The sequence below is a fragment of the Candidatus Thiothrix putei genome, assembly GCA_029972225.1.
Lineage (GTDB): Bacteria > Pseudomonadota > Gammaproteobacteria > Thiotrichales > Thiotrichaceae > Thiothrix > Thiothrix putei.
On record CP124756.1, the window covers coordinates 3,748,512 to 3,760,792 of the forward strand.

At 49.9% G+C, this 12,281-nt stretch carries 12 protein-coding genes and 1 tRNA gene; 5 read left to right on the forward strand and 8 right to left on the reverse strand.

Features of this window, described 5'->3' with window-relative positions; genetic code table 11:
- Window positions 1-45: 45 nt before the first annotated feature.
- From QJT81_19250 to QJT81_19270, 5 genes are all read right to left on the reverse strand, one after another.
- Window positions 46-438 carry a hypothetical protein gene (locus QJT81_19250; GenBank protein WGZ93896.1) on the reverse strand — a complete coding sequence of 131 codons (393 nt, stop codon included), beginning with the start codon at window positions 436-438 and terminating at the stop codon, window positions 46-48.
- Window positions 428-2,701 (reverse strand): type II secretion system secretin GspD, encoded by a 2,274-nt coding sequence (gene gspD, locus QJT81_19255; GenBank protein ID WGZ93897.1) that lies wholly within the window; start codon window positions 2,699-2,701, stop codon window positions 428-430. The genes QJT81_19250 and gspD overlap by 11 nt, the downstream gene beginning before the upstream one ends.
- A gap of 129 nt (window positions 2,702-2,830) precedes the next feature.
- A complete protein-coding gene (locus QJT81_19260; GenBank protein ID WGZ93898.1) occupies window positions 2,831-3,601 on the reverse strand; it encodes a hypothetical protein in 771 nt (256 codons plus the stop codon).
- Entirely contained in the window at window positions 3,585-4,190 is a 606-nt protein-coding gene (gene gspM, locus QJT81_19265) for a type II secretion system protein GspM (protein ID WGZ93899.1), read from the reverse strand. Before gspM ends, QJT81_19260 begins: the two co-directional genes overlap by 17 nt.
- A complete protein-coding gene (locus QJT81_19270) occupies window positions 4,180-5,235 on the reverse strand; it encodes a PilN domain-containing protein (protein WGZ93900.1) in 1,056 nt (351 codons plus the stop codon). Before QJT81_19270 ends, gspM begins: the two co-directional genes overlap by 11 nt.
- Before the next feature lie 184 nt (window positions 5,236-5,419).
- On the opposite strand from QJT81_19270, the gene QJT81_19275 reads away from it, so the two are divergent.
- From QJT81_19275 to QJT81_19290, 4 genes are all read left to right on the forward strand, one after another.
- Window positions 5,420-5,507 (forward strand) — tRNA-Ser (locus tag QJT81_19275).
- A gap of 165 nt (window positions 5,508-5,672) precedes the next feature.
- Window positions 5,673-6,518: an ethylbenzene dehydrogenase-related protein gene (locus QJT81_19280; GenBank protein ID WGZ93901.1), complete on the forward strand. Its 846-nt coding sequence runs from the start codon at window positions 5,673-5,675 to the stop codon at window positions 6,516-6,518.
- A 28-nt stretch (window positions 6,519-6,546) separates the two neighbouring features.
- Window positions 6,547-8,883, forward strand: a complete 2,337-nt coding sequence (locus QJT81_19285) for a response regulator (GenBank protein WGZ93902.1) — start codon at window positions 6,547-6,549, stop codon at window positions 8,881-8,883.
- On the forward strand, window positions 8,864-9,187 hold the full coding sequence (locus QJT81_19290) for an Hpt domain-containing protein (protein WGZ93903.1): 324 nt from the start codon (window positions 8,864-8,866) through the stop codon (window positions 9,185-9,187). Before QJT81_19285 ends, QJT81_19290 begins: the two co-directional genes overlap by 20 nt.
- Window positions 9,188-9,303: 116 nt before the next feature.
- On the opposite strand, the gene QJT81_19295 is transcribed toward QJT81_19290, so the two are convergent.
- The gene (locus QJT81_19295; GenBank protein ID WGZ93904.1) at window positions 9,304-10,239 is read right to left on the reverse strand and encodes an IS1595 family transposase; all 936 of its coding nucleotides are present in this window, start codon (window positions 10,237-10,239) and stop codon (window positions 9,304-9,306) included.
- A gap of 160 nt (window positions 10,240-10,399) precedes the next feature.
- On the opposite strand from QJT81_19295, the gene QJT81_19300 reads away from it, so the two are divergent.
- The gene (locus QJT81_19300) at window positions 10,400-10,576 is read left to right on the forward strand and encodes a hypothetical protein (protein ID WGZ93905.1); all 177 of its coding nucleotides are present in this window, start codon (window positions 10,400-10,402) and stop codon (window positions 10,574-10,576) included.
- Here the strand turns inward: QJT81_19300 and QJT81_19305 are convergent.
- Window positions 10,573-11,592 carry an ATP-binding protein gene (locus QJT81_19305; GenBank protein WGZ93906.1) on the reverse strand — a complete coding sequence of 340 codons (1,020 nt, stop codon included), beginning with the start codon at window positions 11,590-11,592 and terminating at the stop codon, window positions 10,573-10,575. The genes QJT81_19300 and QJT81_19305 overlap by 4 nt on opposite strands.
- Complete coding sequence (locus QJT81_19310) at window positions 11,589-12,278, reverse strand: response regulator transcription factor (protein ID WGZ93907.1); 690 nt, start codon at window positions 12,276-12,278, stop codon at window positions 11,589-11,591. The genes QJT81_19305 and QJT81_19310 overlap by 4 nt, the downstream gene beginning before the upstream one ends.
- Window positions 12,279-12,281: the final 3 nt, after the last annotated feature.

The window sequence follows — 12,281 nt, forward strand, 5'->3', positions numbered from 1 at the left end:
ACCAGACCATTATACGCAATCAATAGATTATTATTACCTATAAATTTATTCTTTTACGTACCGCCAGTCTGAAAACCAACCGTTCTTAACCCACGTTTCCTGAACAATATCGCTGGTCTCCACCGGTTGGTTTAGACCCCGCATTTTCAGTGAAACCGTGACCTTTACATCCACCCGACAGCGCTCGGCCTCACACTGGACTTTTTGCACCTGTGCCTTACTCCACAGCCCGGCTCCTTGGGTTTTACGTTTGAATATCTCCGGTGGTGTCGTGGCCTTGAAAGCATCGGTATAAAACTCGTAGGCTTTTTCAAGCTCACCTTTAATCAATGCATCCCAACGTTGTTGTGAACGCTCACTAATGACCGACTCCGTTGAGCTGCACGCGGTTAGCAGAGAGCCAACCAATAACACAACGATTCCATTATTAATCGACATATTGCCCCTTTAGTTGTGGCAAGAATTTATCGCCATCCATCAAACCTTGCATACGCTCGCGCATTTCTTCACCAGCCTTAACCAGATCGCGCTGCCCTTTAATTGCGGTTGGGGTAATCAGTACCAGTAATTCGGTACGTTTGCCGCCACTGCTGTTAGCACTGAACAGCCCGCCCACCAAGGGGACTTTACTCAAACCCGGTACACCATTGCGCCCTTGCGTATTGTTATCACGGATCAAGCCCCCTAACACGATGGTTTCACCACTTTTCACCGCCACTGTGCTCTTGATATTGCGTTGCAGGAAACTGCGGTTGCCAGTGGCAGAATCCACCTCACCCACATCCGTAATATCTTGCTGAATATCCATCTTCACCAAACCATTGCTGTTCACCTGTGGCGTGACCTGCAAGGAAACCCCTGTATCCTTGTACTGCACCGTGGTTGCAGTGGTTAAACTTGTGCCATTACCATTTGGTGTAGAGAGACTTCCCGTAAATACAGGCTGCTGATCCCCTACTTTAATGGAGGCTGTCTGATTATCAAGCACCAGAATAGACGGTGAAGACAATACTCGCACTTTAGATTCACGCGCCAACGCATTCAGCGCCCCCATGACCCGTTCCGCTCCCAGTGTTGCTGAGAACGAGAAGCCACCCGGTGTCATGTAGCCATTGCTACCGGAAGCCAGTCCACCAACGCCGTTAGAACCAAAGGCATTACCATCGTTTTTGAAATACCACTGCAAGCCGTATTCCAAACCATCGGTCAGTGTCACCTCCATAATGGAAGCTTCTACCTGAACCTGCATCGGCATCACATCCAAGCGTTTGAGCGATTCCAAAATCTGCTGGTAAGCCTCTTCGGTGGACATAATCATCAACGAGTTATTGGTTTTGTCTGCCACAATGCGGACTTCTGCATCCGGGTTAATCGTCACACCACCGCTATCGCCCAGCATGGTCTTGGGAGCCCCTGCCGCAGCCACAGGATGACCATCTGCTCCGACCGTTGCTGGCTCTAAACCGGGTGCAAGGCTGGAAGCATTACTTCCCGGCAATGCACTTTTCGTGCTACTGCCCTTCTTGCCACCAAAAATCTGGTTCAACATATCGGCTAAATGTTCTGCATTGCCATTTTGTACATGGTACACAAACAATTGCTGGCCGGCGGTCTGGCTAACTTGGTCGAAGCGATCCACCCAGTCTTTCATGTCCTTCAGGTAATCGGCGTTAGCAGAAATAATCATAATGCTATTCATGTGCTCGATTGGCATGATTTTAATCATGCCTGCCATCGGGCTATTACCGCTTTCACCAAACAAGGCATCAAGGTTCTTTGCCACAATGTTGGCTTCGACATTTTTGACGCGGTATAGACCTACTGACATACCTTTCAAGACATCCACGTCAAATGTCTTAATGGTTGCCATCAAGTTCGCCAATTCAGAACTTGTACCCGCCAACACCAACATATTGCGGTTCGGGTCAACGCGAACAAAAGCGTCAGGGCTGGCAAGTGGCTCCAGAATCTTTTGCATTTCAGCAACGGGAATATAACGCAAGGTTACGACCTGCATACTGTAACCTGGCTTAATTTGCCCAGTGGATGGCATGAAACCACGCCCTTTCAAGTTGGCGCGTGCAGCTACCCGATAATTGCCCGTATCATCCTTGTACAGCACCGCCCCTTGGGTTTGCAGCAAGGATTCTAAGGTCGGAATCAAGGCACTGCGATCAATCGGATCAGTGGAGTTAATCGTGACTTCACCTTCCACCCCCGGTTCGACGGTATAGGTTTCCTTGAGAATATCCCCCAATACCACCTTGACCACTTCCCGGATACTGGCTCGTTCGAAATTGAGGGCAATACCCGCGTCGTCACTACCGCGTTTACTGCCAGCAGCCACCGGATTTTTGACATCAGAACGGTAATAATCCTGACTGCCAAGGATCAACTCAACGTCATCGGCTTTACTTTTAGTTGTTGCGCCAGAACTACCCGCTGACATGGCATCCCATGCCGGTGTCGCCCGACTTTCTTCTTGATAGCCTACCGTTTGGATACCACCCGTTTCCGCCGGACGTAATACCGGACGCGACAAACCAACAGCGGCTGGCTCCAGCTCCTTCACAGCATTACTGCGTTGAAAACCTTGATGCTTGATATTGTTGCGATAACCCGGACTGCCTTTTATGGATGTGCAAGCGGACATGAGTACCGCCACACTGACCAGCCCTACAATGCTGCCCCTGTATTTCACAAAGCTAACCCCATTTGTTTTTTATTTTTATTCTAAGACCCGATGCAACAAACGTTGTCGAGTTTGGTTTTAACTATACTAATGGTTTATAAATTCAATAAAAAGTACAGCTCATCGGATAACCCATCCTTATTGGTTTGGTTTCGGCGCTTGATCCGGGTTTTCACCCGTTAACCCCCCCCAGCGTGCTGCCATCAAACGCTGACGAGCTTCCAATGCATCTTGAACGGATAAGGCTGGCGGCTGTTTTTCCATATCAGCAGGAAATGGCAAGCCTGCACCTGCTGGAACATTTGCCGCATTAGCTGTCGGCAATACCAGTGGTTGCGGTGGGAAGGCTACAGGCTGCTGCGATGCTACCTGTTGTTGCGCCCGCGCTTGTGCCACTTGCGGGTTTTCTTTTGGCGCAGAGAAGTATCCCACTAATGGAATAGTCTGTTGCTGCTCACCAAGCGCCAAAATTAAACGATCAGGGTCAATCCCCTTCACAGCCCAAGCGCCCCACATATCGCCGCTACGCAGATGCACACTGCCACCAGCGGCATTTTCCATAATGGCAAACAGGCTACTACCCATATCCACGATCCCAATTAAACGTCCCTCTGGTAACGTCGTATCAACAGGTGTAGCGGCGATGACCGGTATTTCAGCTTGCTTTGGTGCTAATGCCTTGCGACTTTCCCAAAATAATGGCGCACTCACCATCTGTGAATAACGGTTCAAATCCGGTGCATCCAACGCACTGGCATCAGGAATCTTCACCGTGACTGCATTGGCTTGCTGTGCCTGCTCCTCATCTAGCAGTTTCAGGTTAACCAGACTCCAGCCTGCCACCCCCAGCAACGCTGCGCCCCCCAACCAAAGCAATGACTGGATCGGTGGATCAATCAAGCGCTTCATGCCGCACCTCCCCACCGCGCCAATAGGTTGAAATCTGAACTTCGGCTTTTACCATCTGATTTTTTTCTTCTTCTTTTCCCAGCGGCTTTACATCAAGGCTTTCCACAAACATAAGCGGACGCGCCCGGTAAGCCTGATGCAACACTTCACGTAATAAAGCAGGTTCGCTCTGAAAGACCGCCTTCACCATAACACGCTGGTAAACTGCATTCTCCTGCTCCGCTTCTGTTTGCGGAACATCCAATACCTCAGAGCTTAGCAACACGCCATTATCGCGCGTAATCACGGTAGCAAGGTTCCTCTGTAATTCTTTTGCTACTTGTGCAGCGGTCATACCAGCGGGGTAAAACAACTTATCCAAGCCATTTTGCTGCACCCGTTCGTATTCCGCCATAAATTCAGGTGTAGCCGCTGCCATTTGCCGAAAACGTGCAAGCTGCTGGTAGCCGGTTTCAATACGCTCACTCAATTCCAGTGATTTTTGTGCGGCGGGGATAAGTACCAAAAACAATCCAGCCACCACCACCAACACCAGTAAACTCCACGCCAGCAATACCTGATGCTGCCGCCACAACCCATTATTCAGCATGAGGAACCTCCAATGTTGCTTCGATATGGAAGCGGTCGCGTCCATTGTCTTTATTGCGGGTAACGGGTGACTTGAAACGTACATCCGCAAACTCAGCAGCATCCTCCAACGTATCAATAAGGCTCAACGCCATTCCTGACTCACCGCGAATTTCCAATTTACCGCCCTGAAACTCCAAGCGCTCCAACCATGTATGCTCCGGCAACAGGGCAGAGAGTGTTTCCACCACATCCAAAGCCATGGGGGAGGTTTTACGTTTTGACTCAATAAACGTCAGTGCATCCTCAGCCTCAAGCAGCTTGTCACGGATAGCAAGCTGCTCAGCCGAGGAACTACGCACCTCTGTCAGTGCGGTTTCAATTTGCTCCACCCGACGATACTTGTAACCCAGCGGAACCACTAACGAGAGCATCAAAGCTCCCAGAAAAAAATACAGTGGAATGCGCGACCAACCCTGTGCTTGCTGCGCTTCTTGGCGAGCAACCAAATTAATATCCGGGTGCGCTCCCTCAACAGAAACCACCTGTATAGGGCTAACACCTATCGCATCCAAAAGACGATTGAAGCGCTCCACCACATACTTAGGAACCACGAAAATATCAGACAGAATTTCTTTGCGGCCTTTATCATGCTGCGCCACCCGTGCATCAAATAACGCACTATCCGCCGTAAACGGTGTAAGGCGATCCAGTTGATAACCCAATACCTGAACCAAGTTTTCCTTAACCGCTTCGGGAAAGTGATGTTGTAATGCTAAGACTTGAGTCTTCCCCAAACGCAACTCTACCGCGTAAGGCTTACCATGCGCATGAGAGGGCAGCAAATCAGCCAATTGAGTATTACCGTCTTGCAAGGCAAACTGACCTCGCATCTGTGGCTTGCCGTCTTGCGACCACAAGGCATCAACATTGCATCCATCGTGCGTATGCAAAATCAAACGCGGCAACTCTGTGCGGAAAAATTTACGAGTCGTGTTAGGCAAGCCGTTGTACAAGCCTTCCTTCCACCAGCGTATGAATGTTTGAAACTTTGGAATAAATGACATGGCTTTTTATATATTGTTGTAAACCCCAAGACTCATCCTAACGTATCGCCCGATGAGTGTCGAATCTTAGCCGACCAACTGCACATCCCTCGACCAAGGCATCGAAAGTCTGGTTTCACAGTTTACAAGCCTCCTGTCCTGCGTTACGATTGCGCCCTTGATTTTGCGGATAGCAAAACTCTGCGGAAAAGTGTCCGAGTGGTCGAAGGAGCACGCCTGGAAAGTGTGTATACGGCAACGTATCAAGGGTTCGAATCCCTTCTTTTCCGCCATTATTCAAAAAGCCCCGTATAGTCAATGACTTACTGGGCTTTTTTGTTTTATGATAAAAAACAATCTATTCCAATCAAACAATTTTATTGATACCATTCTAAGACATACACATAACAACATTCGCGCAGCTAAAAATTACTCAAAAATAAACGGGGATACAGCGCATGAAACACCCATTACGGCTGACATCAGCTTTCATTCTATGCAGCACATTGAGCTTGGCTCACGCTGAAACACCCACCATCAAGATCGGCACACTCAAAGCCGCACCACAACTCGACGGTTCAGCCGAAGACTGGCAAGACATTGCCTCCAGTAAGATCAAACTCACCTATGTTGGCAAACCTGAACTCACCAAAACCGTCTTATTGAAAGCGGGGGTCTTCGGCGATGAAGTTTTCTTCCACACCGAATGGGAAGACAGCACCCAAGACATTCAGCATAAGCCCAGCGTCTGGGATGAAGCCCAGCAAAAATACGTCGAAGGCCCACAACTCGAAGACCGCTTTGCACTAGAGTTCGCGATGAAGGGTGATTACGACGCGAATTGGTTTTCCGGCAAAGAATTCACCGCTGATATGTGGAACTGGAAAGCGGCACGTACCAACCCCATCGGCATAAGCCATGACAAAATCACCGTCATCAGCAAACAGCCCATGGCTGAATCGTACAAAGCCACCTTGCCAGATGGTTCACACTTATACATCAATCGCCCTACCGATATGGGCGTTGAACCCTATGAAACCAAACGCTATTTTAAAAAACAGCAAGACATCATGCCTAAATACGTGCCGTTAGAAAAACTCCCCGCTGGCGCTGATGACATCAAAGCAAAAGGCGTGTGGAAAGACGGACGCTGGTCTCTGGAACAACGTCGCAAGCTCAATACGGGTTATGAGGATGATGTGCGTTTCACCGTAGGCAATCCCGTTAAAGGCGCGGTGGCGGTGTTTGACCACGATGACAGTGCTCATCACTTTATTTCAGAGACACTGACTTTTGCGTTTTAACACGAACCATAACGACGAATAATTAATTATGCGCGTTTTCAATAACTTACGGCTACTGCAAATTATTGACAGTACATTCCTAGTCACGTTGCTAGGAATTATTGCCGTATTACTGTGGTTCAACCTCACCGACATATCCAACCAAGTGCGCCAGAATATGCAGGTGTCGAATACCTCGTTGCAGCAATCCCATGCTGCCTTCGTACAACAGGTCAAACTGGAAACGACCATTGACCAACAACGCGCAACGTTTGATCAGTTGAATGATGAATTCTTCAAATTTGCGTTTAACCCCAATAGTACGCCGGATAATCTACCGCTCCTGCACCAGCTTAGCCACCAATTGCAACAACAAGGCGAAGAACTTTTAGCCGTCTGGCCACTGGAAAACCGCCCTGACCTGAAAGCCGACTACGAAGAAGTCATTGGCATCATGTCCAACCTCAGCACTGAGCTAGAAGGCTTAAACTCCCCGCATTGGCGGCAACTCGCTGCGGATGCCCGCGATACCGCCCATCAGGCGAAGGAGTTGATGGCAGAAATCGAAAAAATCGACAATCAATTAGGCACAAAAATTGGCGATGCCATTCAGCAATCCATCCAAAACACCAATGCCAGCACCGCACAGATGGCGGAAGAACTCACGCATTTAAAACAACGCACCTTGTGGGGAACATTACTCATCATTACCCTATTAATCATCAGTCGCCTGTATTTTTCCACCCGCTTCCAGCACATGACCCAAATGGCACGCAATGCCCAACAAGTTGCTGAAGAAGCCCTCAAGACCAAAGCACGCTTTCTCGCTACCATGAGTCACGAAATTCGTACCCCCATGAATGGGGTGATCGGCATGACCCGCTTGCTGATGAATACGCCGATGAGCAAGAAACAAACCGAATTTGTCGATAGCATCCACCTGAGTGGTGAACACCTGCTAACGGTCATCAATGACGTACTGGATTTCTCCAAAATCGAAGCGGGTAAGCTCGACCTCAAGCGCGAACCGTTTGAGTTACGCGCCTGTATTGAAGAAATTCTCAACCTCCTGAATGCCAAAGCCTTAGAAAAACACCTGGAACTGGCTTATGCCGTTGGACCCTCCATACCGCTGTTCATTGAGGGTGATATGGTGCGTTTACGGCAAATTCTAACCAACCTCATTGGTAACGCCATTAAGTTTACCGATAGGGGCGAAATCACCATTTTTGTTATCCCGCGCAACCAAAAAGGCGAAAATTACGAACTCGAATTCCAAATCAACGATACCGGCCCAGGTATTCCGGCAGAACGGCTGGAAAGTATTTTCGAGCAATTCAGCCGTGCCGACGACAACCTCGCCCGCCGCCATGAGGGCACTGGCTTAGGGCTAACCATTTCGCGCCACTTAGTCGAGATGATGGGGGGAACTATTTGGGCAGAAAGTGCTGTGGGTGTCGGCAGTCGCTTTCATTTCACCATCAAAACGCACAAAGCTGTGGGGAAACTCAAACCGTTTCTGCACAGCAATATCCCCGAAATTGTCGGCAAACGCATTTTGCTGGTGGAAAACAACCCTGCCAGCAGCCAAGCCATGCAAGACTTTTGTATAGGCTGGGGTGCGGTAGTTGACACCGCCAGCACCAGCACTGACGCGATTAGCCGTATCGCCATCGGTAAAGCTTATGACATCGCGTTAGTCGATAGCAATTTACCCGGCGACACCCCGCTGGAACTAGCCAAATACATCCGTAAGCGCTTCAGTAAACAAGAACTTCCCCTGATTCTGATTGCGCCGCCCAATGACCGGCATTCCAAAGAAACCGTGCGCGAACTCTACAATCTCTACCTAACCAAACCCATTACCCGCAGTCGCCTATTCGACAGCCTCATGACCGTATTGGGCGAACTCAACCTCGTCAGCTCCAGACCGGAAAAATCCAAACTCAAACTGGGGGAACGCCTACCGTTATCGATCTTGCTGGCTGAAGATAACCCCATCAACCAAATTGTCGCGGCCTCAATACTCGATGAAATGTCTTACAAAACCGATGTGGTCGAAAGTGGTCTGCAAGTCCTGCAAGCCCTGCACAAAAAAGCCTATGATGTTATTTTCATGGACATGCAAATGCCGGATATGGATGGTTTAGAAGCGACGCGCCGCATCCGTGCCGATTTTCCACCTAACCAACAGCCGATTATTATCGCCATGACTGCCAACGCAATGGAAGGCGATAAGCAACAATGCTTACAAGCAGGCATGAACGACTACATTAGCAAACCCGTATTGCCCGAAGCCGTCGAAACCGCCTTGCAATACTGGTGTACACCCAACAACCGCTATCAGCCTCGTGAGGAAGCCAACCATGCCGTTACTAGCCACTGAAGCACTCCAACAGCTCCCGGCTGCTATCTTACCACGGCTAATTCAATTATTTAGCAGCACTACGCCCGCCATGCTGACTGATATTCGGCAGCACGCCAAGAGTGGAAATCTTCTTGCCATGAGCCAAACAGCTCACAAACTCAAGGGTTCTTGCATAAGTCTAGGCGCGGAACACATGGCTGACATCTGCAAAACCTTGCAACACAAAGGTGAAATCGGCGATGCCAGTAACATCAGCACACTGATTGCCGAACTCGAAGCCATTTATCCACAAACTCTACAGGCATTAGAACAAGCCACCTAATAGCGACGTTGCTATTGATTTGTGGTAGAGACGCAAATAAGATTTGCCATAAATCTACACATAACAATAAAATAACATGATCAAAAACAAGAAGGCTCAATATGCGTTTCAGGGTCTTATCCCAACAGCAGCGAAAGCAAGGACTGTAAGGCAGCTTGCCCCCGTTTCCTGATGTTGTGAAGAGACTCGAAGAATGCAAGGTAACACGGTAGCTTTTCTTGTGAGATCCCCCGATGAGGTCGTAACCATGAGCGTAACAGTGACCAAAAACCTTCCATCGTATTGACGTGGACTTCATGGAAACCGTCACCATCTTCGTCACGGGCATATTCGCCTGCGCCATGGTTGACGGTTTTGTGGGCATAGCCCCATTCTTCCAATCGGCTGTAAATGTTGTACTCATCGGTGTAGACCAGCGTGCCTGCTGCCACCGTTTCCACAATCAACGGCTTGATCGTCGTCTGTTTCACATTCGCCAGCATACGGATCACGACCTCCCCGGAACGCTGGATCATGCCGAAAATGGGTGGTTTGTCCTTTTCCAGTGTCCCACGCCCCGGCGCACCTTTCAGGGCGCGGCGGCGACCTTCACGCCCAGCATCCGCGACGGCTTCGGGGTTTCCCTTGTGTCCAGCCTTGACATAAACCTCATCAAATTCAACATTCCCAAACAGGTTTACTGGCGTTTTTTTCTCGACACCACGCCGTAACTGTTCCGTCATCGCCTGAACATCATCCTTGTTCAACCCCAATTCGCGGGCGATTTGTTGGTTGGACAGGTTCAACGACATCAGGTACAGGCACAACACCCACACCTTCAGCGGCTGGTGGTGGCCTTCAAACACCGTGCCCGTCAGGTCATCAAAACGCTTTTGGCAATCCTTACACTGGTAACGCTGGCGTTCCTGCTGGGTGTCATCCTTGCCTCGACGGATAGTGTCCTGTGAACCGCAGTGCGGACAAATCACCCCATTAGGCCAACGCACGGAACGGACTTGCTCGAAACAGGCGGCATCACTGGTCAGGCTGGAAATACTGATGAGCGAGGTCATAAAGCCTCTCCTTGGCTATCGGAAATGACTAACTTTACCGCTATCCATCACGTTTGCAATGCCGGGGAAAACAAGACCCTGAAACGCATATTGAGCCAACAAGAATAATCCGGTGAGTTAGTTTATGTTATCGAGAGGAATATCCGTGCAGCCTCCTACAATGGTCAGACAATCTCAATCTATCGTAGAAACCGTCGAAAAAGACGGCTGCCCCTACTGCGGCAGTTTGGTATGGGAACAAATTCACCGTACCAAGTTACAAAAAATCATCAAGCCATTCAAAGGGCGTTGCTATTGCCGAGCTTGCCAGAATGAATTCTGGAAAGAGGTCGATTAAAGAGTCACCGTAACCTTTAAGCCACCTAGGTGCTCAGAACGCCCGAAGATAAGCGTTCCACCGTACAATTTGGTAATGTCTTTACAAATCGACAGCCCCAAACCATGGCCTTCAGCGCTTTCATCCAGCCGCACCCCGCGTGCGGTCATCTGCTGTAATTCTGCTTCAGTACGCCCAATGCCATCATCTTCCACACTGATATGTACTTTGCCCGCGACGCTGCTGATCTGGCAAAGTACCTGTTGCTGCGCCCATTTGCAGGCGTTATCCAGCAAATTTCCCAACAATTCCAGCATGTCTTCGCGGTCGCCGAAACGGGTGATCGTTGGGGCAATCTCCAGCGTAATGCAGTGTGGGGATTTGTGGTGCACCTGTGCCAACACTTCCACCAGCACGGGTAATTCCACGCGAGGATCAAAGCGTTGTGTGGTATTACCCAAGCCTGCCATGCGGGCGCGTTTGAGTTCGCGCTCAGTCAATTGGCGGATGCGTTCGGCTTGCAATTGCGCCTGCTGATGGCTGGTCGCTGATATGTCAGCATCAAGGTGTTGCGTGAGTAAATTGAGCGGGGTTTTCAGCGCGTGCGCCAGATTGCCTAACGCATTGCGGGAACGTTCCAAACGCTCCTGCATCAAGCTCAACAGGTGGTTGAATTCCTTGATAATCGGGTAAATTTCCGCAGGCACGGCCTCATTGAGCTTATTGATATTGCCCGCATCAAGCTGTTGCAGTTCCGCACGAATGTAATCCAAACGTCGAAAAGTTCGGCGGATAACAATGCCTTGAATCACCAAAATCAAGGCAATCCCCGCCGCCGCCAACAACGGAAATAACCACTTGAAACGCTGCGGACGGTGTTGCGTCGCGTCTGGCACAAACACCACCCCTGCCGAATGCACATTTTGCACTCCTTCAAAAAACCAGGGCAACGCCATTCCCACGCCCCAAATCAGCGCCATCACCAACACCAAAATAATCGCAAGATTGACCTGCAACTGACGTTCCAACGACTTCATGCGAGTGGCTCCGGCTTGTCAGGATCAATGAAAATATACCCCTGCCCGCGCCGCGTTTGGATGCGCCAATCCCCCAACTTGCGGCGCAAATGGCGCACATACACCTCGATCACATTGCTATCACGGTCAAAATCTTGCTCGTAAACGTGTTCGGTTAAACGTGACTTGGTAAGAATCCGACCCGGGTGCAACATAAAATAGCGCAACAAACGAAACTCTGTTCCTGTCAACTCGAAAACTTCACCGGCTGGCGTGGTGACTTGCTGGTGTTCCTCATCCAATTGCAAGCCGCAGCAATGCAGCTTTTGGTCGGGAACTGCCGCTTGCAAATTACGGCGAATCAACGCCTGCACCCGCACCAACAATTCCTCAAAATGAAACGGCTTGCCGAGGTAATCGTCTGCCCCGGCTTTGAAACCGTCCACCCGTTCGTGCCAGGCATCACGGGCGGTGAGGATAATCACCGGCACGCGATTGCCGCGCTGTCGCCAGTGTTGCAACACCTCCAGCCCGCTGCGTTGCGGCAAACCGAGGTCAAGAATCACCGCATCGTAAGGCGTTTCATCGCCCATGAATTCACCATCCACACCGTTACTGGCAATGTCCACCGCGAAGCCTTCACGCTTCAAGCGTGTGTGTAAACTGCTGCTGAGTTCGGTGTCGTCTTCGACCATGAGTAAACGCATCCG

Excerpts from the sequence above, each read along its gene's own strand:
- QJT81_19290 (WGZ93903.1), top strand. The coding sequence starts at position 8,864 with ATGCCGTTACTAGCCACTGAAGCACTCCAACAGCTCCCGGCTGCTATC.
- QJT81_19295 (WGZ93904.1), bottom strand. The coding sequence starts at position 10,239 with ATGACCTCGCTCATCAGTATTTCCAGCCTGACCAGTGATGCCGCCTGT.
- QJT81_19280 (WGZ93901.1), top strand. The coding sequence starts at position 5,673 with ATGAAACACCCATTACGGCTGACATCAGCTTTCATTCTATGCAGCACA.
- QJT81_19300 (WGZ93905.1), top strand. The coding sequence starts at position 10,400 with ATGGTCAGACAATCTCAATCTATCGTAGAAACCGTCGAAAAAGACGGC.
- gspM (WGZ93899.1), bottom strand. The coding sequence starts at position 4,190 with ATGCTGAATAATGGGTTGTGGCGGCAGCATCAGGTATTGCTGGCGTGG.
- QJT81_19260 (WGZ93898.1), bottom strand. The coding sequence starts at position 3,601 with ATGAAGCGCTTGATTGATCCACCGATCCAGTCATTGCTTTGGTTGGGG.
- QJT81_19270 (WGZ93900.1), bottom strand. The coding sequence starts at position 5,235 with ATGTCATTTATTCCAAAGTTTCAAACATTCATACGCTGGTGGAAGGAA.
- QJT81_19305 (WGZ93906.1), bottom strand. The coding sequence starts at position 11,592 with ATGAAGTCGTTGGAACGTCAGTTGCAGGTCAATCTTGCGATTATTTTG.
- QJT81_19250 (WGZ93896.1), bottom strand. The coding sequence starts at position 438 with ATGTCGATTAATAATGGAATCGTTGTGTTATTGGTTGGCTCTCTGCTA.
- QJT81_19310 (WGZ93907.1), bottom strand. The coding sequence starts at position 12,278 with ATGCGTTTACTCATGGTCGAAGACGACACCGAACTCAGCAGCAGTTTA.
- QJT81_19285 (WGZ93902.1), top strand. The coding sequence starts at position 6,547 with ATGCGCGTTTTCAATAACTTACGGCTACTGCAAATTATTGACAGTACA.